Genomic DNA, 22,740 nt, shown 5'->3' on the forward strand with positions numbered 1-22,740 from the left:
ACGCGCTCGTCGCGGACGTACCCACGGCGCTGGCCTCCGCCATCGCCGCACTCCACCGCTGACGCCGGACCCCCGCGAGGAGAACAGCCCCCCGATGACGACGACCGCCATCACCCACATCGCCACCCTGATCACCAACGACCCCTCCCGCGGCGCGGAATCCCCCCTGGGACCGATCAGGGACGCGGCCGTCGTCATCGAGGACGACCGGGTCGTCTGGACCGGTGAATCAAGCAAAGCACCCGCCACTGACAACACCGTCGACGCGGGCGGCCGGGCCATGATCCCCGGCTTCGTCGACTCCCACTCCCACCTGGTGTTCGCGGGCGACCGCACCGAGGAGTTCAACGCCCGGATGTCCGGCCGCGCGTACAGCGCCGGCGGCATCAGGACCACGGTCGCCGCCACCCGCGCCGCCACCGACGAGGAACTCGACGCCAACGTCACCCGCTACCTCGCCGAGGCGCTGCGCCAGGGCACCACCACCCTGGAGACCAAGTCCGGCTACGGGCTCACCGTCGAGGACGAGGCCCGCGCCCTGCGCATCGCCGCCCGGCACACCGAGGAGGTCACCTACCTCGGCGCCCACGTCGTCCCCGCGGACCACGCCGACGACCCGGCCGGATACGTCGACCTGGTCACCGGAAAGATGCTCGACGCCTGTGCCCCGTACGCCCGTTGGGTCGACGTCTTCTGCGAGCGGGGCGCCTTCGACGGCGACCAGGCCCGCGCGATCCTCACCGCGGGCATGGCGAAGGGCCTGCACCCCCGCGTCCACGCCAACCAGCTCGGCCCCGGCCCCGGCGTCCAGCTCGCCGTGGAACTCGGTGCCGCCTCCGCCGACCACTGCACCCACCTCACCGACGCCGACGTCGACGCCCTGGCCCAGGGCACCACCGTCGCCACCCTGCTCCCCGGCGCCGAGTTCTCCACCCGCGCCGCCTGGCCGGACGCCCGCCGCCTGCTCGACGCGGGCGTCACCGTCGCCCTCTCCACGGACTGCAACCCGGGCTCGTCGTTCACCTCCTCCGTGCCCTTCTGCATCGCCCTCGCCGTACGCGACATGGGCATGACGCCGGACGAGGCCCTCTGGTCCGCCACCGCGGGCGGCGCCGCGGCCCTGCGCCGTACGGACATCGGCCGCATCGCCCCAGGTGCCCGCGCCGACCTGGTGCTCCTGGACGCGCCCAGCCACGTCCACCTGGCCTACCGGCCGGGCGTCCCGCTGGTCCACGCGGTCTGGAGCCGGGGCGTCCGAACCGTCTGACCCGTCCGGCGCAGCACACGCGAACGCGCCGCCCGGCACGATGCCGGGCGGCGCGTTCTTCACGGCGGGCCGAATACGGCCGGGGTCCGAACCGAGTGCTACTGGGCCCAGGGAATCCACCCCGGCGCCATCCACGTCGCCGCCGCGGCCCCGCAGAGCAGGCACAGCGCCTTGTCCGCCCAGCGGGGCGCACCGAGCTTCACCGCCGCGTCCGCAGCCTCGACGGTGACCAGCAGACCGCTGAGGAGTACGAGGGGTACGTCGTCCCAGGTGATCTCCGGACGGCCGATGGCCAGCCAGCCGGCCGCGATGCCCACCAGGCACAGACCGGTGTGGAGCGCGCGCGGGCCGGGCCTGGAACGGAGCTTGTTCCTCGACCGGTGGACGAGGACGAGCGTCAGCTGCGTCAGCAGCGCTGTCAGCGCGAACATCCTGCACGGCTCCTAGAACTTGCTCGTCTTCACCTGCTTCTCCCTTTGCCCGGCCCGCCGTCCGCCCAGGTCGTCGGCGGAGGGCAGGGCCTTCGGCAAAGCAAGAGATACAAACATATATATCTATTGATTGTCTAGACCATTAGTCGGTTATCGATCAGATGGGAACAAATGGATGGAAAAGAAGGTGAGTTGGAGAGTTCGTTCAGCCTGGCGATCCCGGTGGCCGGGGCGGTGATTCCCCGTGACCGAGTTTCCGAACGGCGGGTCAACTCACGCTGCTGTAGGAGGTGATGGGGCGCGATCGCGCTGCCGGAATCGCCGCTCCCGGGCGCCGGGGGCGGAGGTGGGGTCTGTCCCCGGGCGCGCGGAAGGACCCGTCCTTTCATGGCTGGTGCCGGGGGGCGGGCCCTTCCGTGTGCGTGGCGCGCGGTGAGGCCGTTCACTCCTCCAGCGTCAGTCCCTTGCGGAGTCTGACCAGCGTGCGGGAGAGCAGTCGGGACACGTGCATCTGCGAGATGCCCAGCTCCTCGCCGATCTCCGACTGCGTCATGTTGGCGACGAACCGCAGGGAGAGGATGCGGCGTTCGCGGCCCGGCAGGCACGCGATCATCGGCTTCAGGGACTCGACGTACTCGATGCCCTCCAGCCCGTGGTCCTCGTAGCCGATCCGGTCCGCCAGTGCGCCCTCGTGCTCGTTCTCCTCGGGTTTGGCGTCCAGCGAGCTCGCGGTGTACGCGTTGCTCGCGGCCATGCCCTCGACGACTTCGTCGCGGGTGATGCCGAGGCGGTCGGCGAGCTCGCCCACGGTGGGCGAACGGTCCAGTCGCTGGGCGAGCTCGTCGCCCGCCTTGGCCAGGTCGAGCCGGAGTTCCTGGAGTCGGCGCGGGACGCGCACGGACCAGCTGGTGTCACGGAAGAAACGCTTTATCTCGCCGACGATGGTCGGCATCGCGAAGGTGGGGAACTCCACGCCGCGACTGAGTTCGAACCGGTCGATCGCCTTGATTAGGCCGATCGTGCCGACCTGGACGATGTCCTCCATCGGTTCGCTGCGGGAGCGGAACCGGGAGGCGGCGAACCGGACCAGCGCCAGGTTCAGTTCGACGAGCGTGTTGCGTACGTACGCGTACTCGTGGGTGCCCTCTTCGAGTGATTCCAGCCGCGCGAAGAGCGTCTTGGACAGCGCCCTGGCGTCCACCGGATCCACCTCGTCGAACGGCGGGATCTCGGGAAGCCCTTCGAGGCCGTCGCTCGCGGCGGGGGAGTCCGCGGCAAGAGTGTTCGCGGTAAGGGTGTCCGCGGCGGGGGAGTCCGCCGGGGCCGGTTCCTGGGGACATGCTGACGTCGCGCCGGGGGAACGCGTTCCGTCGAGCCGGGGTGACATGGGTCTCCTCCATCGTTCTCGGCATATGGCTGCCGATGCCCATACGTGTGCCTGCGGTGAAGCGGCGCCTCCGAAGCCGGTCGTGTCGGGTGGGTGTTCTCTACCCTTACCCGTTCCGGACAGCCAGTTACAAGCGCCAATTGTTGCTTTATGTCCGGTTTGTTGGGGTCCTTGGGTATCGCGTGGCACACAGATCGGGTGCGGACCGCGTAATGTTTCAAGAACGTCAGAGACAGCACATACGCATCCGTGCACACAGCGGCGCGGGCGGTGACGAACGGCGAAGGGGCGGCATGGACCGCGGGACGGTCGGCAGTGCGAGTCGGGGTCGACTTCAGGTCGGGGTCCGGACCGAAGGGCGCAGCGAGGTCGTGACGCCCGTGGGCGAGCTGGACCACCACACGGCGGATCTCCTGCGGGAGCCCCTGGAGCGCGCGGTCGAGCAGGGCCGGGCGCGCCTGGTGGTCGACTGCTCGGGGCTGGAGTTCTGTGATTCCACCGGGCTCAACGTGCTGCTCGGCGCCCGCCTGAAGGCGGAGGCCGCCGGGGGAGGGGTCCATCTCGCCGGAATGCTGCCGGTGGTGGCGCGGGTCTTCGAGATCACGGGCGCCGAGGCGGTCTTCACCCTCCACGACTCCCTGGAAGCGGCCCTGGAGACGTGACCGGGACGCGTGGCGTGGTCCCGGGCGCCCCTGGTGTCGCCCGCGTCACGCGATCCGCGCGGACGAAGCGGGTGTTGTCACGATTCGGCCGGGCAGAAGAGATCCGGTGGGGTCATGGACGTCCCGGGTGCTTCGTGCCGGTGCCCGTCCGTGCCCGTACCCGTATCCACGTCCGTGGCCGCGCGTGCAACGGCACCAAGGGCAATGACAACGGCAACGGCAACGGCAACAGCGACTGGAACCGTCGAGCTGTCTCGGCGGCGCCATGGCGAATCGGTGAGGTGAAGCGCTGATGAGCACCACCCGGCAGCATCCGCCGGGCGACTTCGGCCGTGAGCCGCAGGACGCCGGCGTGGACGCGGAGGCCAGTGCCGCCGCACCCGCACCCGAGCCGGCCGAGCGGCAGTGGCGCACCCTTGCGCTGCGCGGCGTCCCCGGAGTCGTTCCCACCGCCCGGGACTTCGCCCGGCAGTCGCTGTACGAATGGGGCTGGCTGCCCGCCTCCGGCGCGGACGCCCGCGCCGCCGCCGAGGACGTCCTGCTGGTCGTCTCCGAGCTGGTCACCAACGCCTGCCTGCACGCCGAGGGCCCCGAGGAGATCCGGATCGCCCGCACGGCGAAGGCGCTGCGGGTGGAGGTCGTCGACGCGGGCGCCGGGCAGCCCGCGCCCCGTACGCCGCACCGCGCCGGGCGGCCCGGGGGGCACGGCATGTTCATCGTGCAGCGGCTCTGTCTGGACTGGGGCGTCCTGCGGGTGCCCGGAAGGCCCGGCAAGACCGTCTGGGCGGAGCTGGCCGCGCCCGCGTAGGCCCCGTTCACCACACCGTCGAGGAGCGCGCCGGATCGGCGCGCTCTTTGTCTTCCCTCCACAAGGCGCCGGGCGTACCTTGAGCGCCCGATCTGATGTGTCGTCAGAAATTGCGTCGGCGGCAACCGGCGCGTGCGGCGACTACCGGCATGAGGGGAACTCAGGTGTCCTACCAGAAGCGAACAGCTCTCGCGCTGGCGTCCGCGCTGGCGGGCACGGTGGTGCTGATGGCCGCACCCGCCGCCCACGCCACGGTCGTGGACGTCGACTACAAGTGCAAGACCCCGATCGGCGACAAGGCCGCCGTCTCACCCATCGACATCAAGAGCGTCAAGAGCGGCGGGGGCTACCGGCTGACGATGTCCTTCCAGAAGGGCGTCTCCTCCAGCCCCGTCGAACTGGGCAAGGGCGCGATGAACCCCAGTGCCGTCATCAGGGTGGGCGGCGCCGATTCCGGCCAGGTCCAGGTCTCCGGCCCGTCGAACTCCGCCGCGATACCCGCCAACACCCCCATCAAGATCAGCGACCTGTCGGGTACGTACACCCCGAAGAAGAGCGGCAAGGTCGACTTCACCGCCGGAGTGCTCACCATCAAGGCGCTGGGTACGACGACGACCTGCACCCCCGGCAACAACCCGGGCCCCTCGCTCACGCTCGACGTGACGGCCGCGGGCGGCTCCGGTTCCGGCTCCGGCGGTGGGGGCGAACAGCTCCCGAAGACCGGCCCGCTCGACTCGGCGGTGGCCCTCGGCACGCTCGGCGGCACGGTGCTGCTGACCGGTGCGGCCGGGGTGCTCTGGCTCACCCGGCGCGGCCGGGCGGCCGAGGGCCGCTGAGCCCCGAGCCCGTCGCCGCAGTCCCCTCCGCCCAGGGAGCCGCCCATGCCGCCGCCCATGCCGCCGCCCGGTCACCCCGTCCGCCGCGCCCTCGCCGTACCGCTGTGCGCCCTCGTTCTCGCCCTCGGCCCCGCCCCGGTCCCCGCGGCCGGTGCCGGGCCGGGCCCGTCCGCGCCGCCGGCCGCCGCCCCGTGGACGGCGCGGCCCGCGGTGAACGGCTCCGGCACGGGCGGCAGACCGTACGTCTACCTGGAGGGCCCGCCCGGGGCCGTGCTGCACGACGGGCTCTCCGTCACCAACCCGGGCCGGTCCCCGGTGACCGTGCGGCTGACCGGTTCGGGCATCGGGGGGCGGCTGCGCACGGCCGCCGCCGAGGTCACCGTCCCGGCGCGCACCCGGGCCGATGTGCCGTTCACCGTGGCGGTGCCGGACACCGCGGTGCCCGGCGAGCACCCCGGCGCGATCGAGGTGCGCGGCGGCGGCCGCTCGGCGGACGTGCGGGTCCGGCTGCGGGTCGCCGGGCCGACCCTGGCCGCGCTCACCGTGGAGGACGTCGCCGTGTCCGGGCGGCTCATCCACTACACGCTGGTCAACCGGGGCAACACGGCCCTGGAACCGAGGCTCGCGGTCCACGCCGACGGGGTGTTCGGGACGCTGCTGCGGCGCGGGGCCCGCGCCCTTCCGGTACGGGTACGGCCCGGCCAACGGGTCCGGCTCACCGAGCCGTGGCAGGACCGCCCCGCGTTCGACCGGACCACCGTACGGCTGGACGTCACCACGGCGGACGGGGCGGCGCGCGGCGGGGCGACGGCGCGCGCGGTCTTCGTGCCGTGGGCGCCGCTGACCGCCGGTGCGCTGCTGCTCCTGACCGGCGCGGGCGCGGGCGCGTACGCCCTGAACCGCAGGCGGGTACGCGGGCGGCGCCCGGACGGCGGGGAACGACCGCGGCCGAACGACCGACAGGACCCCAGGAGCAGCCACGTGGCGAAGGCGGGAGCGGAATCGTGACTGGACAGGCCGGACCGGCGGCACCCCGCGGCGGCGCGCACCACCGGCCCGCCGCGCTCTGCGCCGCGCTGCTCATGGCGCTACTGACCGTTCTCCCGGTGCTGCCCGCGGCCACGGCGGTCGCCGCGGACGCGAAACCCGCGGTCTCCCTCTCGAAGCAGCAGGCGGGCAAGGGCGGCGAGATCACCGTGAAGGGCCGCGGCTGGCGGTCCGGGGCTCTGCTGATGATGCTGATCTGCGGCCGGTCCACCACCGACCGGGGAGTGATCGGCGGCACCAACTCCTGCGCCAACGCCGAGGGCCTGGCGGTGACCACCGACGCCCGGGGCGCCTTCCGGAAGAAACTGCCGGTCGCCGAGCCGCCGGTGCCCTGCCCCTGTGTGGTGCACGTCGCGACCGTCACCGGCGAACCCGCCACCGCCGACGCCGCGTTCGTCGTGGCCGGGCACCCGATCGCGGCGCTGCCGAAGGAGGACGGGGGCGGCCGCCTCGCGGTGCTCGCCACCACCCGGCTGGAGGGCGGGAGCGGGGTACTCACCTGGTTCGGCGCCCCGCCAGCCCGGCGGCTGGTCCTCACCGTGGGCAACCTGGGCTCCACCCCGGTCAAGGACCCGGTCTTCGGGATCGGCACCGCGCACGGTGTCTTCGCCCCGCAGTGGGAGGAGCAGCAGTGGCGGGGCACCATCCCGTCCGGCGGCAAGGCGCGGGTCGAACTCCCGGTCGAGCTGACGGCGGGCGCCCACGGCGACTACCAGGTGTTGTTGCGGTACGGCGGAAAGGTACTGGCCGAACAGCCCTGGGGGGTCGGCCGTCCCTGGGGCGTCACGCTCTTCTGGGTCCTGCTGTGCCTGGTCGTGCCGGCCGCCGTGTTCCGGATCGGCATGGCCGTCGTCGACAAGGTACGGCCCCGCGCCGGACATCCCGCGAGGCGCACCCCGAAGCCCGCGCCGAAGCCCGCGCCGAAGCGCGGACCGAAGCGCGGAGCCCCTGCCCGGTCCGGCAGGCGCAAGGGACCCACCGAACCCGCCGGACACACCGAACTCACCGAACCCGCCGAACCCGCCGAACCTGCCGGACACACCGGACCCGCCGGCTCCCCGGCCACCACCACGGCCGCGCTGCCGTGGTTCACCCCCGATTCCGCACCGTCAGAGAACAGACCGACGACGAAGGGACATTCGTGAGGACGCAACGGACGCAACGCAGGACCGTCGCGGCCGGGGTCGCGATGATGCTCGGCGGCGCGGGCATGCTGCTGGCCGCGAGTCCGGCCCAGGCCGCCGACGTCTCGTACGCCACGGAGTGCATTCCGCCGCCCATTTCCGGGCTGCCGCCCGTGGAGGGCACCACCCAGGTGCAGCTGACCGCGCCCGCCGAGGCGAAGGTCGGGGACACCGTCGAGGTGGTCTGGAAGACGGTCCAGGCCGCTTCCAAGAACCCCGACATGATCGATCTGGGCCAGGACACGGTCAAGCCCACCGGCACCCTGAAGGTGGGCGGCGCCGCCACCGGCACCGTCCAGATGGAAGGGCCGCGGCAGAACCCGCCGATCCCGAAGAACAGCGCCATGGTGCTGCCCGACATGAAGGGCACGCTGAAGCTGGAGAAGGCCGGTGAGATCACGCTGACGCCGGACGCGTACAGCATCAACGTCTCCAAGCCGATCTCCACGGACACCAAGTGCGCCCCGAAGGAGGCCGTGCAGCCGGGCGCGACCATCAAGGTCACGGAAGGCGGCGGTTCGACGACCGGCGGCACGACCTCCGGCTCCACCACCGGCGGTACGACGGCGGGCGGCACCACTTCCGGCTCCACGACGGCGGGCGGTACGACCTCCGGCTCGACCACCTCGGGCGGCAGTACCTCCGGCAGTACCTCGGGCGGCTCCTCCGGCTCCACCTCGGGTTCCGGCGGCGGCAGCGGCCAGACCGACTTCCCCGGCAAGGAGGTCGCCGTCCGCTTCACCTGCGCCTCCCCGGGACCGGCCGACATCGGCTCCAAGGTGACGATCAACGCCAAGAAGAGCGGGGGGAGCTACGCCCTGACGGTCAAGACGGCCAAGGGCGTGATGGACAGCCCGGCCGACCTGCCCGCCGGTGCGCTCAAGCCGTCCATGGACGTCGCCCTCGGCGGCTCCGACAAGGGCTCGGTGAAGGTCACCGGACCCGCCAACACCGAACCGCTGAAGCTGGGCAAGCCGGTCGACCTGGCCGACATGACCGGTACGTACAAGCCCGGCGCGTCCGGCAAGTCCACCCTCAGCCCCGGCACCCTGACGATCGACGTCACCCTGGGCGGCCAGAAGCTCAGCATCCCGTGCAAGGTGAAGGGCTCGGCGGCCGTGTCGCTGGCGCTCGACACCACCGCCCAGGAGGGCGGCGCCACCGGCTCCGCCACCGCGGGCTCCTCCGGCGCCTCCGGCTCGGCGGCCGGCGGCACCGCCTCCGGCGGCGGGCTGGCGGCCACCGGGGCCGAGGACACCGGCACCCTGCGTGCCCTCGGCCTGGTCGCGGGCACCGCGATCCTGCTCGGCGGCGCGGTCTTCACCTTCACCCCGTGGCGCAGGCTGCGCGGCGCCCGGTGACGACCCGGTTCCCGTAACGGGCGCGGACCCGCGGACCACGGGAAACGCCGCGGGGCCCGCAGCACCGTCTCGACTGCGACGGTGCGGCGGGCCCCGCGTACGCGAGGGGCGTGCGTCAGCGCACGTCGCCCATGAGCGCGCTGACCTTCTTGCGGTACATCCAGATCGCGAACGCGGCGACCACGGCCAGCGCCGCCTCCACGGCCACGATCCCGGTCTTGTTCAGGTTCACACCCGCCAGCGAGAGCAGGCTGGTGGTGCAGTCGCCCGCGGTGACCGCGAGGAACCAGACACCCATCATCTGGCTGCCGTACTTCGCCGGGGCCATCTTCGTGGTGACCGACAGGCCGACCGGGGAGAGGCAGAGCTCACCGACGGTCTGCAGGAAGTAGATCGACACCAGCCACATCGGGCTGACCTTGTCGCCGTCCGAGGCCATGGTCAGCGGCAGCATGAAGACGAAGAAGGAGACGCCGACCAGGAAGAGGCCCGAGCCGAACTTGACGACCGTGCTCGGCTCCTTGCCGCGCCGGTTCAGCGCCAGCCATATCCAGGCGACGACCGGGGCCAGCGCCATGATGAAGACCGGGTTGATCGTCTGGTACCAGGAGGTCGGGAAGTCCAGGCCCAGCACGCTGTTGGTGGTGGAGGACTCGCCGAACAGCGACAGCGTGGAGCCGCCCTGGTCGTAGATCATCCAGAACACGGCGGCCGCGACGAAGAACCAGATGTAGCCAGACATCTTCGACTGCTCGGTCTTCGACAGGTCGCGGTCGCGCTTGATCCGCACCAGTACCGTGATCGGGATCACCAGACCGGCGACGGTGATCGGGACCAGCGCCCAGTTCAGCGTGTAGAGGTCGGCGGCGACGACCGCACCGTAGAAGACGACGGCGACGGCCAGCCAGATCAGGCCCTTGCGCAGCGTGGAGCGGCGCTCCTGGTCCGACAGCGGCTTCGGTACGACGCTGCTGCGCGGGTTGAGGTGGCGGGTGCCGATGAGGAACTGGGCCAGGCCCAGCGCCATGCCGACCGCGGCGATGGCGAAGCCGAGGTGCCAGTTCACCTTCTCGCCGACGGTGCCGATGATCAGCGGCGCGGCGAAGGCACCGAGGTTGATGCCCATGTAGAAGACGGTGAAGCCACCGTCACGGCGCGGGTCGTCCGGACCCTTGTACAGGTGGCCGACCATCGTCGAGATGTTGGCCTTCAGCAGCCCCGAGCCGAGCGCGACCAGCGCCAGACCGGCGAAGAAGGTGCCGGTGCCGGGCAGGGCGAGCGTCAGGTGGCCCAGCATGATGATCGAGGCCGAGACGGTGACCGTCCTGCGCGGCCCCCAGACCCGGTCGCCGAACCAGCCGCCGGGCATGGCGAGCAGGTACACCATCGCCATGTAGATGGAGTAGATCGAGGTGGCCGTGGCCGCGTTCATGTGCAGGCCGGACCCGGAGACCAGGTACAGCGGAAGCAGGGCCCTCATGCCGTAGAAGCTGAAGCGCTCCCACATCTCGGTCATGAAGAGAGTGGCCAGGCCGCGGGGGTGGCCGAAGAAGGTCTTCTCCGGACCAGAAGTACTGGCCGGGTCCTTCGTCAGGCTGGACGCCATGGTCGATCCTTGTGTGCTCGGGACGCGACGCCTTGTGAGCGTGGTGCGCCCGGTGGGGGGAGGCCGGCACCGGCGCGCGGCGGTCCCGCCCCCCACGCCCGGGAGGGGTTGCCGGCCCGTCCGCCGGATCCACGGGGGACCGGACGGAAGGGACGGGGACCGACCGCGCCGGGATCCACGCCCGGCACGCATCCTCGCGTTCCGGGCCCGGCCACAGGTCATTCACTGAAGCCCACGACTGGCGGGTACCAGCCGGCCAACAAAAGGGACCCTCGGCGCTAAAAGCTGCCCAAGGGTCCTTGAGTCGTGCAACAGGCGTCAAGCCACCATACGGCACGACAGCGCCCGATATGAAAGGACTTGAGAGATGGATCACAGGCCAGGAGGGAACCGTAATCGCACATTCGAAGGTGTTTATTGACTGGTCACGCAGACCCGCAGGGCTTCTGGATCACCTCCCGGCAGCGGCCCCGCGCGGACTACCATCAGTCCATGACCCGTGTACTGCTCGCCGAGGACGACGCATCCATCTCGGAGCCACTGGCCCGCGCCCTCCGGCGGGAGGGATACGAGGTCGAGGTCCGCGAAGACGGTCCGACCGCGCTCGACGCCGGTCTCCAGGGCGGAATCGACCTGGTCGTACTGGATCTGGGACTGCCCGGGATGGACGGCCTCGAAGTGGCCCGCAGGCTCCGCGCCGAGGGCCACGCCGTGCCGATCCTGGTGCTGACCGCCCGGGCCGACGAGGTCGACACCGTCGTCGGTCTCGACGCCGGCGCCGACGACTACGTCACCAAGCCCTTCCGCCTCGCCGAACTGCTCGCCCGCGTCCGGGCCCTGCTCCGCCGCGGTGCCGCCGAGCCCGCGCCGCAGCCCGCCACGCACGGCGTCCGGATCGACGTCGAGTCGCACCGTGCCTGGATGGGCGAGGAGGAACTCCAGCTCACCGCCAAGGAGTTCGACCTGCTGCGGGTCCTGGTCCGCGACGCCGGCCGGGTCGTCACCCGCGACCAGTTGATGCGCGAGGTCTGGGACACCACCTGGTGGTCGTCGACCAAGACCCTCGACATGCACATCTCCTGGCTCCGCAAGAAGCTCGGCGACGACGCCGCCAACCCCCGCTACATCGCGACCGTGCGGGGCGTCGGCTTCCGCTTCGAGAAGAGCTGACCCCGGGGCGAAACCACCGACGGAAGAAGCGACCGGGAGCCATGCGCCGCAGACTGATCAATTCCACGCTCGCCGTGGTGCTCGTGGTGATCGGCGTCTTCGGCGTATCCCTCGTCATCGTCGAGACCCGCACCATCAGCAACAGCGCCCAGGAGAGCGTCGACTCCGAGGCGCTGCGGCTGATAAGCGTCGTGGAGAGCCGCCTCCTGGAGGACGAGCGGATCACCTCGGCGCTGCTCTCCCAGCAGATCGTCAGCAAGCGATACGCCCTGGTCAAGATCCCTGGCCGGGCCCCCATCGAGCTCGGCGTGCAGCCGTCCGGCAGTGTGATCAGCAGCACGGCCGAGGGGGAGCGCGGCGAGCGGGTCACGGTCGAGGAGTCCCGCTCGGCGGTCACCCGGGAGGTCGGCCGCACGCTGATGATCATTGGTGCGGTGGCCCTGCTGGCCATCGTCTCCGCCGTGCTCCTGGCCGTACGCCAGGCCAACCGGCTCGCCTCACCGCTGACCGACCTGGCCGAGACCGCCGAGCGCCTCGGCTCCGGCGACCCGCGCCCGCGCCACAAGCGGTACGGGGTGCCGGAGCTGGACCGGGTCGCCGACGTCCTGGACGCCTCCGCCGAGCGGATCGCCCGGATGCTCACCGCCGAGCGCCGACTGGCCGCCGACGCCTCGCACCAGCTCCGCACCCCGCTCACCGCGCTCTCCATGCGGATCGAGGAGATCTCGGTCACCGACGACCCGGAGACGGTGAAGGAGGAGGCGAACATCGCCCTCACCCAGGTCGAGCGGCTCACCGACGTGGTGGAGCGGCTGCTGACCAACGCCCGCGACCCGCGTACCGGCTCCGCCGTCGTCTTCGACCTCGACGAGGTCGTCAAGCAGCAGATCGAGGAGTGGCGCCCGGCCTACCGCAGCGCGGGCCGGGCCATCGTCCGCTCCGGCAAGCAGGGGCTCCAGGCGGTCGGCACCCCGGGCGCGGTCGCCCAGGTGCTGGCCGCGCTCATCGAGAACTCCCTCATGCACGGCGGCGGCACGGTCGCCCTGCGTACCAGGGTCACCGGCAACCAGGCCGTCATCGAGGTCACGGACGAGGGCCCCGGCGTGCCTCCCGACCTGGGCGCCCGGATCTTCGAGCGGACGATCAGCGGCCGCAACTCCACGGGCATCGGCCTCGCCGTGGCCCGGGACCTCGCGGAGGCGGACGGCGGCCGCCTCGAACTGCTCCAGCAGCAGCCCGCGGTCTTCGCCCTCTTCCTCAGCCGGACGGCCCTGAACCGGCAGGAACCGGAACGCCCGGTGCGCTGAGCACCCCGGGTCGTGCGGTTACCGCCGTACCGCCGCATCGGCCGCGACCCGCTCCGCGCGGCCCTGCTTCAGCACCCCGGACCCGCTCGCGACGGGCTCCGCGGCGGGTTTCGCGGCGGGCAGGGCCTTGAACACCCACGTCCGGTAGGACCAGAAGCGGAACAGGGTCGCGATGCCGATCCCGAGGATCTTGAAGACGTTGCTCTGGACCGGGGTGTTCCACCCGAACCCGTACGTCGCCACGTACAGCACACCGGTCTCGATGACCGCTCCCACCGCGCTGAACAGCAGGAACAGCGTCAGCTCCCGGGTGCGGCCGCTCTTGTCGCGGTCCCGGTAGGTCCAGTAGCGGAAGCCGAGGTAGTTGCCGAGGACGGCGACGAGGGTGGCCAGCAGACCGGCCCGTACGGTCGGGATGTCGGTGTAGCGCCAGAGCAGGTTGGACACCACGATGTTGACCACCAGGCCGACCGCCCCGACCACGCCGAACTTGGCGACCTCCCGGGCCAGCAGCTCCAGCCGTGCCCGCAATGCGCCCCGCTCGCCCATGGTGATCGCTCAGCCCGTCCGTCGTATCGCGTCTGTCGTCTGTCTGCCGTGTACGTCAACTTCGTCAACCCGGTCATGCTAACCAGCCCGCCACCGGGCCGCCCCCGGGCGTTGTGCGGGATGTGGCCATGCCGTGACACAGCGCCGCCGCGTCGGGGTCCGCAGGGCGTCGTCGGAGGCCCGCGGGGGCGGCAGATACCCTGGACGAGTGACGTTCCCGGTAGTCGGCATGGTCGGTGGCGGTCAGCTCGCCCGTATGACCCACGAGGCGGGCATCCCCCTCGGCATCAAGTTCAAGCTCCTCAGCGACACCGCCCAGGACTCGGCGGCCCAGGTGGTGAGCGAAGTCGTCGTGGGCGACTATCGCGACCTGGACACGCTGCGCGCCTTCGCGCGCGGCTGTGACGTGATCACCTTCGATCACGAGCACGTGCCCACCGAGCACCTGCGGGCCCTGGAGGCGGACGGCATCCCCGTGCGCCCCGGCCCCGACGCGCTGGTGCACGCCCAGGACAAGGGGGTGATGCGCGCGAAGCTCACCGAGATCGGCGCGCCCTGCCCCCGCCACCGCATCGTGAAGGACCCGGCCGACGTGGCCGCCTTCGCCGAGGAGACCGGCGGTTTCCCCGTCGTCCTCAAGACGGTCCGCGGCGGCTACGACGGCAAGGGCGTCTGGGTGGTCCGCTCCGAGGCCGACGCGGCCGAGCCCTTCCGGGCCGGGGTCGCGGTCCTCGCGGAGGAGAAGGTCGACTTCGTACGGGAGCTGGCGGCCAACATCGTCCGCTCGCCGCACGGCCAGGCCGTCGCCTACCCGGTCGTCGAGTCGATCCAGGTCGACGGCGTCTGCGACACGGTCATCGCCCCCGCCCCCGGGCTGGACGAGACCCTGGCCGGCGAGGCCCAGCAGCTGGCCCTGCGGATCGCCGCCGAGCTCGGTGTCGTCGGCCACCTCGCGGTCGAGCTCTTCGAGACCCGCGGCCCCGACGGGAAGCCCGGCATCCTCGTCAACGAGCTGGCCATGCGCCCGCACAACTCCGGCCACTGGACCCAGGACGGCGCGATCACCTCGCAGTTCGCCAACCACGTCCGGGCCGTGCTCGATCTCCCGCTCGGCGACCCCCGCCCGCGCGCGGCCTGGACGGTCATGTGCAACGTCCTCGGCGGCGACTACCCGGACATGTACCAGGGCTACCTGCACTGCATGGCCCGGGACCCGCAGCTCAAGATCCACATGTACGGAAAGGACGTGAAGCCCGGCCGCAAGGTCGGACACGTCAACACCTACGGCGACGACCTGGCGGACGTGCGGGAGCGCGCCCGCCACGCGGCCGACTACCTGCGAGGAACGATCACCGAATGACCTCCCCCGCGCCGCTCGTCGGCATCGTCATGGGCTCGGACTCGGACTGGCCCGTCATGGAAGCAGCGGCCAAGGCCCTCGACGAGTTCGAGATCCCCTACGAGGTCGACGTCGTCTCCGCCCACCGCATGCCGCACGAGATGATCGCGTACGGCGAGCACGCGGCGGACCGCGGCCTCAAGGCGGTCATCGCGGGCGCGGGCGGCGCCGCCCACCTGCCGGGCATGCTCGCCTCCGTCACCCCGCTGCCGGTCATCGGCGTGCCGGTGCCGCTGAAGTACCTGGACGGCATGGACAGCCTGCTCTCCATCGTGCAGATGCCCGCCGGGGTGCCGGTCGCGACCGTCTCGGTCGGCGGCGCGCGCAACGCGGGCCTGCTCGCCGCCCGCATCCTCGCCGCCCACGACGGCGAGCTGCTGGCCCGGATGCGGGAGTTCCAGCAGGATCTGAACGACCAGGCGACGGAGAAGGGCAAGCGCCTGCGCAGCAAGGTCAAGGGCGCCGACGCCTTCGGCTTCGGCAAGTAGCCTCGGCTTCGGCAAGTGGCTTCGAGGAGCAGGGGGAGAGCAGTGGATCAGCAGCTGGAGCGGGCGAGGGAGCTCCTCGCCGAGTACCCCGTGGCCGACGGTCACAACGACCTGCCGTGGGCGCTGCGCGAACAGGTCGGTTACGACCTCGACGCCCGCGACATCGCCGGCGACCAGTCCGCCCACCTGCACACCGACATCCCCCGGCTGCGCGCGGGCGGCGTCGGCGCCCAGTTCTGGTCCGTCTACGTGCGGACCGACATGGCGGGCGACGAGGCCGTCAGCGCCACCCTGGAACAGATCGACGTCGTCACCGAGCTGCTCGCCCGGTACCCCGCCGACCTGCGGCGCGCACTGACCGCCGACGACATGGAGGCGGCCCGCGCCGAGGGCCGCATCGCCTCACTGATGGGCGCCGAGGGCGGCCACTCCATCAACAACTCGCTGGGCACCCTGCGCGGCCTGCACGCGCTGGGTGTCCGCTACATGACGCTCACCCACAACGACAACATCGCGTGGGCGGACTCGGCGACCGACGAACCGGGTGTCGGCGGCCTCTCGCCCTTCGGCCACGAGGTCGTGCGCGAGATGAACCGCACCGGCATGCTGGTCGACCTCTCCCACGTGGCCGCCTCCACCATGCGCGACGCGCTGGACACCTCCACCGCGCCGGTGATCTTCTCGCACTCCTCCTCGCGCGCGGTCTGCGACCACCCGCGCAACATCCCCGACGACGTCCTCGGCCGGCTCCCCGCCAACGGGGGCATCGCCATGGCCACCTTCGTGCCGAAGTTCGTCCTGCCGGAGGCCGTCGCCTGGACGCTGGCCGCGGACGAGAACCTGCGTGCCCACGGGCTGCACCACCTCGACACCACCGCACGGGCCATGGAGCTCCACGCGGCCTTCGAGGCGGCCAACCCGCGCCCGGTGGCCACCGTGGCGACCATCGCCGACCACCTCGACCACATGCGCGAGGCCGCCGGGATCGACCACATCGGCATCGGCGGCGACTACGACGGCACGGCCTTCCTCCCGGACGGCCTCCGGGACGTCGCCGGATACCCGAACCTGGTCGCGGAGCTGCTCCGCCGCGGCTGGTCCGCCACCGACCTCGCCAAGCTCACCTGGCGCAACGCCGTACGGGTCCTGCGCGACGCCGAGGACGTGGCGCGCGACCTGAGCGCCCGCCGCGGCCCCTCGCACGCCACGATCGAGCAGCTCGACCACCCCCGGCAGGCCGGCTGAGCGGCACGGGGCGCCCCCCGAGGGCGCCCCGGCCCCTTCGCTAGCAGGCGCAGAGGCAGAACGGGTGCCCCGCGGGGTCCGCGTACACCCGGAAGGTCCGCTCCCGGTCGGCCGCGTCCAGCACGGTCGCGCCCAGCGCCAGCGCCTCCTTCTCCGCCGCGTCCAGATCCGGCACGGTCAGGTCCAGATGGAACTGCTGCGAGGCCTCCGGGCTCGGCCACCGCGGCGGTACGAAGCCGGGCGCGGCCTGGAAGGCGATCACCGTGCCCCCGGCCCCGGTCAGCTCCACCCAGTCGTCCCCGCCCGGCACGACCTCCCCGCCCAGCAGCCCCGCGTAGAACGCGGCGAGCGCGGCCGGGTCGGGACAGTCCAGAACGACGGAACCCAATGTGGCGACAGCCATGACACAGTCCTCCCCTCGAAACGCGGTTACCGCCATATCGGCTCAACCGGTAACCGTTACTGCATGCTGCCGCATGGGAGGTAACGTCGCAACCATGATTGAGAAGGAACATGAGTGAGAAGGACGCCGCGCCCGGGGCGCTCGCGCTGATCGAGGCCCTGGTCAACACGCTGGACGTCGAGACGGGCGCGGACCGGCTCGACACGGCGGACGGCCGCGCCGAATTCGGCCTCACCGAGGCCGAGGTCCCGGACGCCCGCGCCCTGCGCGAGGCGCTCCGTACCGCCTGTCTCGCCCACGCGGGTCACCGCCCGCCGCACAGTGCCGCGTCCCCGCTGGACCGGCTGCTCGCCGAGGCGCCGCTACGGGTCACCGTGGACGCGGCGGGCGCCGCCGCGCTGTGCCCCGTCGCCGACCCGGCCGGGCTGACCGCCCGCGTGGCCTCCGCCATCGCCCGGGCCGCGGCCGACGGCACCTGGGCCCGGCTCAAGGCCTGCGAGGCGGAGGACTGCCGGTGGGCCTACTACGACCGCAGCCCGGCGGGGCGCCGCCGCTGGTGCTCCATGGCGGTGTGCGGCGCCCGCGCCAAGATGCGCACCTACCGCGCGAAGCGCGGCTGAGAACCGGACGGCCGCGCCGCCCGGTTCCGGTTCCGGTTCAGGTTCAGGCCGTCGGACGGCCCATGGCCCGGTACGTCCAGCCGGCCGCGCGCCACAGGCCGGCGTCGAGTGCGTTCCGCCCGTCCAGGACGATCCGGTGCGACACGGCCTCGCCGAGCACCTCCGGGTCCAGCTCCCGGAACTCCCGCCACTCCGTCAGGTGCAGCACCACGTCCGCGCCGCGCACCGCGTCCAGCGCCGTCTCCGCGTATCCCAGGGTCGGGAAGAGCCGCCGGGCGTTCTCCATGCCCTTCGGGTCGAAGACCGTGACCTGGCCGCCCTGCAGCTGGATCTGCCCGGCCACGTTCAGCGCCGGGGAGTCCCGTACGTCGTCCGAGTCGGGCTTGAACGTCGCGCCCAGCACCGCCACCCGCTTGCCGAGGAACGAGTCGCCGCCGACGGCCTCCCGGGCCAGCTCCACCATGTGACCGCGGCGCCGCATGTTGACCGAGTCCACCTCGCGGAGGAAGGTCAGCGCCTGGTCCGCGCCCAGTTCACCGGCGCGCGCCATGAACGCCCGGATGTCCTTCGGCAGGCAGCCGCCGCCGAAGCCGATCCCGGCCCGCAGGAACTTCGAGCCGATCCGCTCGTCGTGGCCGATCGCCTCGGCCAGCTTCGCCACGTCGCCGCCGGCGGCCTCGCAGACCTCCGCCATGGCGTTGATGAACGAGATCTTCGTGGCCAGGAAGGAATTGGCCGCGGTCTTCACCAGTTCGGCGGTCGGGAAGTCCGTCACCACGAACGGCGAGCCCTCGGCGACCGGCGTCGCGTACACCTCGCGCAGCAGCTTCTCGGCGCGCTCGCTCGCCACACCGACGACGATCCGGTCCGGGTGCAGGGTGTCCTGCACCGCGAAGCCCTCGCGCAGGAACTCCGGGTTCCAGGCCAGCTCCGCGCCGGAGCCCGCCGGGGCCAGCTCCGCCAGCCGCTCCGCGAGCCGGGCCGCCGAACCCACCGGGACGGTCGACTTCCCGACGACCAGGGCGGGCCGGGTCAGGTGCGGGGCCAGCGACTCGAACGCGGAGTCCACGTAGCTCATGTCGCAGGCGTACTCGCCGTGCTTCTGCGGAGTGTTCACGCAGACGAAGTGCACGTCGCCGAAGTCCGCCACCTCCTTGGGCGAGGTGGTGAACCGCAGCCGCCCGGTGGAGCCCTCGATGCCCGCGACGTGCTTGCGCAGCAGCTCCTCCAGGCCCGGTTCGTACATCGGGACCGTGCCGGTGCCCAGCATCTCGATCTTCTCGGCGACGACGTCGTAGCCGAGCACTTCGAACCCCAGCTCCGCCATGGCCGCGGCGTGGGTGGCGCCGAGGTAGCCGGTGCCGATCACAGTGATCCTGAGGGCCATGAAGTGCTCCTGGGAGATGCGGACAGACGTGCGGTGAACGAGCATAGTCCTGCTTGCGAAGGCCCGGATTCCGCCCGCCCGCACGCCCCGGCGCCCCTCTTCCGGACCCCTGTCATGAAGCTCACGCGGGCTTTGCGTAGGCCATCGCGGGCGGGGCGGCCTAAAATTGGGTTACTTAACGGTAGTTAGCGTCTGGGGAGTGAGCGTCTTGGCGGGTTCGACCGATTTCGACCTGTACCGTCCGGCCGAGGAGCACGATCTGCTCCGCGAGACGGTGCGAGCGCTCGCCGAGGCGAAGATCGCCCCGCACGCCGCGGCGGTCGACGAGGAGGCGCGCTTCCCGCAGGAGGCGCTGGACGCCCTGACCGCGGCGGACCTGCACGCGGTCCACGTACCCGAGGAGTACGGCGGCGCGGGCGCCGACGCCCTCGCCACGGTCATCGTGATCGAGGAGGTGGCCCGCGCCTGCGCCTCCTCCTCCCTCATCCCGGCCGTGAACAAGCTCGGCTCCCTCCCGGTGATCCTCTCCGGCTCCGAGGCCCTGAAGAAGAAGTACCTGGGCCCGCTCGCCAAGGGCGACGCGATGTTCTCGTACTGCCTCTCCGAGCCCGACGCGGGTTCGGACGCGGCGGGCATGAAGACCCGGGCCGTGCGCGACGGCGACTTCTGGGTCCTCAACGGCGTGAAGCGCTGGATCACCAACGCGGGCGTCTCCGAGTACTACACGGTCATGGCCGTCACCGACCCGGCCAAGCGCTCCAAGGGCATCTCCGCCTTCGTCGTCGAGAAGTCGGACGAGGGCGTCTCCTTCGGCGCCCCGGAGAAGAAGCTCGGCATCAAGGGCTCGCCGACCCGCGAGGTGTACTTCGACAACGTCCGCATCCCCGCCGACCGCATGATCGGCGAGGAGGGCACCGGCTTCGCCACCGCGATGAAGACCCTGGACCACACCCGCATCACCATCGCGGCCCAGGCCCTCGGCATCGCCCAGGGCGCCCTCGACTACGCCAAGGGCTACGTCAAGGAGCGCAAGCAGTTCGGCAAGCCGATCGCCGACTTCCAGGGCGTCCAGTTCATGCTCGCCGACATGGCCATGAAGCTGGAGGCCGCCCGCCAGCTCACCTACTCCGCCGCCGCCAAGTCCGAGCGTGTCGACGGCGACCTCACCTTCTTCGGCGCCGCCGCCAAGTGCTTCGCCTCCGACGTCGCGATGGAGGTCACCACGGACGCGGTCCAGCTCCTCGGCGGCTACGGCTACACCCGGGACTACCCGGTGGAGCGCATGATGCGCGACGCCAAGATCACCCAGATCTACGAGGGTACGAACCAGGTCCAGCGCATCGTCATGGCGAGGAACCTTCCCTAGCAGGGTTTTCGCAGGTCAGAAGCTGTTTCGAAGATCCGGTGGGACACCCTCGGCTTTCTGCCCGTCGCGGCCCGATCAGGGCCGTTCCCGGGCGGCATGCCGGGGGAATCCTGGGCGGATGCCAGGCTGAGAACAGCCACCGACCCGCACGAACCGCTCGGGGACATGAATCCCTTCCCCGCGCTGCTCCAGCCAGACCGAACAGGCCCCGGTTCCCTTTCGAGCCGGGGTTTTTCGTTGCTTCGACTATTAATAGCAGGGTTGCGGGTCGTCCATACCGGCTCTCTCGCGGCTTACGGGCCGACTGGGGAATCTTCGACTCTGGTGTGCCGAGGTCGCTATTGGCCCACCATGCTGCGTAGCGCAAATACCCCGCCGGGGGAGATCCCAGCGGGGGCGCCAACGCGTTGAGTTGCTTGACTCAGTGTGGGATGCCCTCGATTTCGCGAAATGGCTCATTACGCCCGAAGTGAAGAGTGCGAGTATGCGTGAGAGCGCACCCCTCCCCCCATGAATGGCGCAAATGACAGATTGATTACATTGGTCACAAATTTCTCAAATGATAAGCGATTTGGCATTGCACTCAAATGCAAAACAAAGAGCATTTCGAAGGTGGCATGCGTCACACATTGACACTCATGGCCGTATTTCGGGACGCGGTAGGTAGATTCCATCTCGACCACTCGAACATGCATGTACATCAGGGGGTTTAAATGAGGAAAATCCGCACTACGTTAGCGGCAGCTTTGGCCAGCCTTGCATTTTCGGCCTTGACGCCAGCAGCTCACGCTTCCGACACTCCGAGTAGTGACTATGTGGTTGAGCTGACCACAACCTCGTTCAGTGAGACAGTGACGGGCGGCGAGGTGTCGGAGGAGGGTCCTGAGGCAACATCCACCCACTTCTTTACACCGCAAAATCCTAGCTATGCGGGTGACAGTAAGGATAGTCACCTCACCGGTCAGGTGAAATACGCCTCGAGCAAGCTCACCTTCGCTTGGAGCGTCAAGCTGCACACAAACCATTCGGCTGCCGCGACGGGGCCAATGAATGAAGTCGCCACCGCGACCAGGAATGGCAAGTCGATCGGCTACAAGGACAGTCACCCGGGCGTTCCCGCCAACTACACGGTCCATTCGTCATTCAGGGTGGACACGTCACACTACGTACTTTCCGTAGATGAGACATTCCCGATAGCCGGCGGCGTTCGGAAGGTCCACACTAGTTTTGACTTCACCGTCACGCTGGTCTGACCTGCTCGGCGGTCATGACGATGAGCGTAACGCCACCACCGGCGTTACGCTCATCAGTGTTGTCTGCGATCTATGAGGAGGTTCGAATGTCGGAGCTGGAACGACTGATCGAATTGGTGTTGCGCGATTTGTACCTGGACGGTGCAGAAATCCCCTACGTGACCCTTACTGAAGACTCTGACTCTCCCGGCTACACAGATGTCCTGGTTGAAGACAGCTCGGGTATGGGGTGTGGATTTAGAGTGGATACCTCAGCATCGGAACAGAATATTCTCTGCTCTCTGGCCGATCGAATTCCTGATGCCTATGTCGAGCTATTCGCAGTCGGGCTCCCAGTCGTGCCAGGGTCGAGTCGTCCAGCCAGGCCGAAGATTTTGAATGGAATGGCTGTCTGGGTGGACCCCAGCCACTCCAACAGTTGGACATGTCCAGTAGGAGAGATGGCTCCGCACTCAGGGATTGAATCTAGCGGCGGTCAGTTTGCCGCTCGCGTTCGGAGGGCACCGCTCGACCGTTGAAGCCAGCTGCCAGCTCCGATCGGTTGGGGGGGATCATGAAAAACCATGGCGTATACGGGCGGCCCGCACGTCCGCTACGTCCTGGACGAGAACCCCATGAGTTTCTGATCAATATGCGACTGGGCAGGCCAGTTCAGCATTCGAGCGATTCGGGGAACAAGTCACCACTGCCAGGGACAGATACGAGGGGCGTTCCAGGTAGAAGCCGTACGACACGTCAGCACCCGAGCGCAGCTGTTCGGCAACACTGTTCACCAGCCGCGCTGGACGGGTCGTGCCGCCGCCCATTCCGGGCGGGAGTTCAGGGATTCCACTCTTGGAACAGGGGGCTCTACTCGGCGCGAACCACCATCGCGAACGAGGTCCGGACGCGCCGGAAACCGGCGTGACCCGATCGGCCGGTGTGGCTCATGCACTCCACGTCGACAGGCGCCGAGTCATCGGCG

The 22,740-nt window shown here is 70.4% G+C and carries 21 protein-coding genes; 15 read left to right on the forward strand and 6 right to left on the reverse strand.

The features are described from left to right. The first annotated feature begins 94 nt into the window (after positions 1–94). Positions 95–1,267 (forward strand): imidazolonepropionase, encoded by a 1,173-nt coding sequence (hutI, locus tag ACFCV8_RS22965; protein ID WP_376687284.1) that lies wholly within the window; start codon positions 95–97, stop codon positions 1,265–1,267. 98 nt (positions 1,268–1,365) lie between these two features. Here hutI and ACFCV8_RS22970 read toward each other — a convergent pair whose 3' ends face one another. Both ACFCV8_RS22970 and ACFCV8_RS22975 read right to left on the reverse strand, forming a co-directional pair. After that, positions 1,366–1,698, reverse strand: coding sequence for a hypothetical protein (locus ACFCV8_RS22970; RefSeq protein WP_376687285.1), 333 nt, complete (start codon positions 1,696–1,698; stop codon positions 1,366–1,368). Positions 1,699–2,140: 442 nt separating this feature from the next. After that, the gene (locus ACFCV8_RS22975) at positions 2,141–3,085 is read right to left on the reverse strand and encodes an RNA polymerase sigma factor SigF (protein WP_376687286.1); all 945 of its coding nucleotides are present in this window, start codon (positions 3,083–3,085) and stop codon (positions 2,141–2,143) included. A gap of 293 nt (positions 3,086–3,378) precedes the next feature. Between ACFCV8_RS22975 and ACFCV8_RS22980 the strand changes: the two genes are divergently transcribed. The 6 genes from ACFCV8_RS22980 to ACFCV8_RS23005 all read left to right on the forward strand — a co-directional run bounded on the left by ACFCV8_RS22980 (position 3,379) and on the right by ACFCV8_RS23005 (position 8,983). Further along, positions 3,379–3,747, forward strand: a complete 369-nt coding sequence (locus ACFCV8_RS22980) for an STAS domain-containing protein (protein WP_376687287.1) — start codon at positions 3,379–3,381, stop codon at positions 3,745–3,747. 292 nt (positions 3,748–4,039) lie between these two features. Continuing rightward, complete coding sequence (locus ACFCV8_RS22985) at positions 4,040–4,555, forward strand: ATP-binding protein (RefSeq protein WP_376687288.1); 516 nt, start codon at positions 4,040–4,042, stop codon at positions 4,553–4,555. Positions 4,556–4,719: 164 nt separating this feature from the next. Beyond that, on the forward strand, positions 4,720–5,391 hold the full coding sequence (locus tag ACFCV8_RS22990) for a peptidase (protein ID WP_376687309.1): 672 nt from the start codon (positions 4,720–4,722) through the stop codon (positions 5,389–5,391). Between the two features lie 45 nt (positions 5,392–5,436). Then, positions 5,437–6,399: a hypothetical protein gene (locus ACFCV8_RS22995; RefSeq protein WP_376687289.1), complete on the forward strand. Its 963-nt coding sequence runs from the start codon at positions 5,437–5,439 to the stop codon at positions 6,397–6,399. Beyond that, the gene (locus tag ACFCV8_RS23000; protein ID WP_376687290.1) at positions 6,396–7,583 is read left to right on the forward strand and encodes a hypothetical protein; all 1,188 of its coding nucleotides are present in this window, start codon (positions 6,396–6,398) and stop codon (positions 7,581–7,583) included. Before ACFCV8_RS22995 ends, ACFCV8_RS23000 begins: the two co-directional genes overlap by 4 nt. Positions 7,584–7,630: 47 nt before the next feature. Further along, positions 7,631–8,983: a hypothetical protein gene (locus ACFCV8_RS23005; protein WP_376687310.1), complete on the forward strand. Its 1,353-nt coding sequence runs from the start codon at positions 7,631–7,633 to the stop codon at positions 8,981–8,983. A 115-nt stretch (positions 8,984–9,098) separates the two neighbouring features. On the opposite strand, the gene ACFCV8_RS23010 is transcribed toward ACFCV8_RS23005, so the two are convergent. Continuing rightward, positions 9,099–10,589, reverse strand: coding sequence for a peptide MFS transporter (locus tag ACFCV8_RS23010; RefSeq protein WP_376687291.1), 1,491 nt, complete (start codon positions 10,587–10,589; stop codon positions 9,099–9,101). Positions 10,590–11,081: 492 nt separating this feature from the next. On the opposite strand from ACFCV8_RS23010, the gene ACFCV8_RS23015 reads away from it, so the two are divergent. Beyond that, positions 11,082–11,759, forward strand: a complete 678-nt coding sequence (locus tag ACFCV8_RS23015) for a response regulator transcription factor (protein WP_352277000.1) — start codon at positions 11,082–11,084, stop codon at positions 11,757–11,759. 41 nt (positions 11,760–11,800) lie between these two features. Next, on the forward strand, positions 11,801–13,066 hold the full coding sequence (locus ACFCV8_RS23020; protein ID WP_376687292.1) for an ATP-binding protein: 1,266 nt from the start codon (positions 11,801–11,803) through the stop codon (positions 13,064–13,066). An 18-nt stretch (positions 13,067–13,084) separates the two neighbouring features. Here the strand turns inward: ACFCV8_RS23020 and ACFCV8_RS23025 are convergent, their stop codons facing one another. Further along, positions 13,085–13,615: a GtrA family protein gene (locus ACFCV8_RS23025; protein WP_376687293.1), complete on the reverse strand. Its 531-nt coding sequence runs from the start codon at positions 13,613–13,615 to the stop codon at positions 13,085–13,087. A gap of 208 nt (positions 13,616–13,823) precedes the next feature. On the opposite strand from ACFCV8_RS23025, the gene ACFCV8_RS23030 reads away from it, so the two are divergent. From ACFCV8_RS23030 to ACFCV8_RS23040, 3 genes are read left to right on the forward strand one after another with little or no spacing between them, the layout of a single operon-like run. Continuing rightward, the gene (locus ACFCV8_RS23030) at positions 13,824–14,975 is read left to right on the forward strand and encodes a 5-(carboxyamino)imidazole ribonucleotide synthase (RefSeq protein WP_376687294.1); all 1,152 of its coding nucleotides are present in this window, start codon (positions 13,824–13,826) and stop codon (positions 14,973–14,975) included. Then, positions 14,972–15,502: a 5-(carboxyamino)imidazole ribonucleotide mutase gene (gene purE / locus ACFCV8_RS23035; RefSeq protein WP_376687295.1), complete on the forward strand. Its 531-nt coding sequence runs from the start codon at positions 14,972–14,974 to the stop codon at positions 15,500–15,502. The genes ACFCV8_RS23030 and purE overlap by 4 nt, the downstream gene beginning before the upstream one ends. Before the next feature lie 42 nt (positions 15,503–15,544). Beyond that, on the forward strand, positions 15,545–16,747 hold the full coding sequence (locus tag ACFCV8_RS23040; RefSeq protein ID WP_376687296.1) for a dipeptidase: 1,203 nt from the start codon (positions 15,545–15,547) through the stop codon (positions 16,745–16,747). 40 nt (positions 16,748–16,787) lie between these two features. Here the strand turns inward: ACFCV8_RS23040 and ACFCV8_RS23045 are convergent, their stop codons facing one another. Further along, on the reverse strand, positions 16,788–17,150 hold the full coding sequence (locus ACFCV8_RS23045; protein ID WP_376687297.1) for a VOC family protein: 363 nt from the start codon (positions 17,148–17,150) through the stop codon (positions 16,788–16,790). A gap of 110 nt (positions 17,151–17,260) precedes the next feature. On the opposite strand from ACFCV8_RS23045, the gene ACFCV8_RS23050 reads away from it, so the two are divergent. Continuing rightward, a complete protein-coding gene (locus tag ACFCV8_RS23050) occupies positions 17,261–17,770 on the forward strand; it encodes a CGNR zinc finger domain-containing protein (protein ID WP_376687298.1) in 510 nt (169 codons plus the stop codon). 43 nt (positions 17,771–17,813) lie between these two features. On the opposite strand, the gene ACFCV8_RS23055 is transcribed toward ACFCV8_RS23050, so the two are convergent. Then, positions 17,814–19,157 (reverse strand): UDP-glucose dehydrogenase family protein, encoded by a 1,344-nt coding sequence (locus tag ACFCV8_RS23055; RefSeq protein WP_376687299.1) that lies wholly within the window; start codon positions 19,155–19,157, stop codon positions 17,814–17,816. 208 nt (positions 19,158–19,365) lie between these two features. Here ACFCV8_RS23055 and ACFCV8_RS23060 point away from each other — a divergent pair, with 208 nt between their 5' ends. Further along, the gene (locus ACFCV8_RS23060; protein ID WP_376687311.1) at positions 19,366–20,523 is read left to right on the forward strand and encodes an acyl-CoA dehydrogenase; all 1,158 of its coding nucleotides are present in this window, start codon (positions 19,366–19,368) and stop codon (positions 20,521–20,523) included. 815 nt (positions 20,524–21,338) lie between these two features. Next, positions 21,339–21,776, forward strand: a complete 438-nt coding sequence (locus ACFCV8_RS23065; protein WP_376687300.1) for a hypothetical protein — start codon at positions 21,339–21,341, stop codon at positions 21,774–21,776. Positions 21,777–22,740 lie beyond the last annotated feature (964 nt).

The organism is Streptomyces sp. NPDC056347, from assembly GCF_042262625.1.
Classification (GTDB): Bacteria; Actinomycetota; Actinomycetes; order Streptomycetales; family Streptomycetaceae; genus Streptomyces.

Excerpts from the sequence above, each read along its gene's own strand:
- ACFCV8_RS22985 (WP_376687288.1), top strand. The coding sequence starts at position 4,040 with ATGAGCACCACCCGGCAGCATCCGCCGGGCGACTTCGGCCGTGAGCCG.
- ACFCV8_RS23050 (WP_376687298.1), top strand. The coding sequence starts at position 17,261 with ATGAGTGAGAAGGACGCCGCGCCCGGGGCGCTCGCGCTGATCGAGGCC.
- hutI (WP_376687284.1), top strand. The coding sequence starts at position 95 with ATGACGACGACCGCCATCACCCACATCGCCACCCTGATCACCAACGAC.
- ACFCV8_RS23045 (WP_376687297.1), bottom strand. The coding sequence starts at position 17,150 with ATGGCTGTCGCCACATTGGGTTCCGTCGTTCTGGACTGTCCCGACCCG.
- ACFCV8_RS23010 (WP_376687291.1), bottom strand. The coding sequence starts at position 10,589 with ATGGCGTCCAGCCTGACGAAGGACCCGGCCAGTACTTCTGGTCCGGAG.
- ACFCV8_RS23005 (WP_376687310.1), top strand. The coding sequence starts at position 7,631 with ATGCTCGGCGGCGCGGGCATGCTGCTGGCCGCGAGTCCGGCCCAGGCC.
- ACFCV8_RS22975 (WP_376687286.1), bottom strand. The coding sequence starts at position 3,085 with ATGTCACCCCGGCTCGACGGAACGCGTTCCCCCGGCGCGACGTCAGCA.
- ACFCV8_RS22970 (WP_376687285.1), bottom strand. The coding sequence starts at position 1,698 with ATGTTCGCGCTGACAGCGCTGCTGACGCAGCTGACGCTCGTCCTCGTC.
- purE (WP_376687295.1), top strand. The coding sequence starts at position 14,972 with ATGACCTCCCCCGCGCCGCTCGTCGGCATCGTCATGGGCTCGGACTCG.
- ACFCV8_RS23055 (WP_376687299.1), bottom strand. The coding sequence starts at position 19,157 with ATGGCCCTCAGGATCACTGTGATCGGCACCGGCTACCTCGGCGCCACC.
- ACFCV8_RS22980 (WP_376687287.1), top strand. The coding sequence starts at position 3,379 with ATGGACCGCGGGACGGTCGGCAGTGCGAGTCGGGGTCGACTTCAGGTC.
- ACFCV8_RS23020 (WP_376687292.1), top strand. The coding sequence starts at position 11,801 with ATGCGCCGCAGACTGATCAATTCCACGCTCGCCGTGGTGCTCGTGGTG.
- ACFCV8_RS23025 (WP_376687293.1), bottom strand. The coding sequence starts at position 13,615 with ATGGGCGAGCGGGGCGCATTGCGGGCACGGCTGGAGCTGCTGGCCCGG.
- ACFCV8_RS23015 (WP_352277000.1), top strand. The coding sequence starts at position 11,082 with ATGACCCGTGTACTGCTCGCCGAGGACGACGCATCCATCTCGGAGCCA.
- ACFCV8_RS22995 (WP_376687289.1), top strand. The coding sequence starts at position 5,437 with ATGCCGCCGCCCATGCCGCCGCCCGGTCACCCCGTCCGCCGCGCCCTC.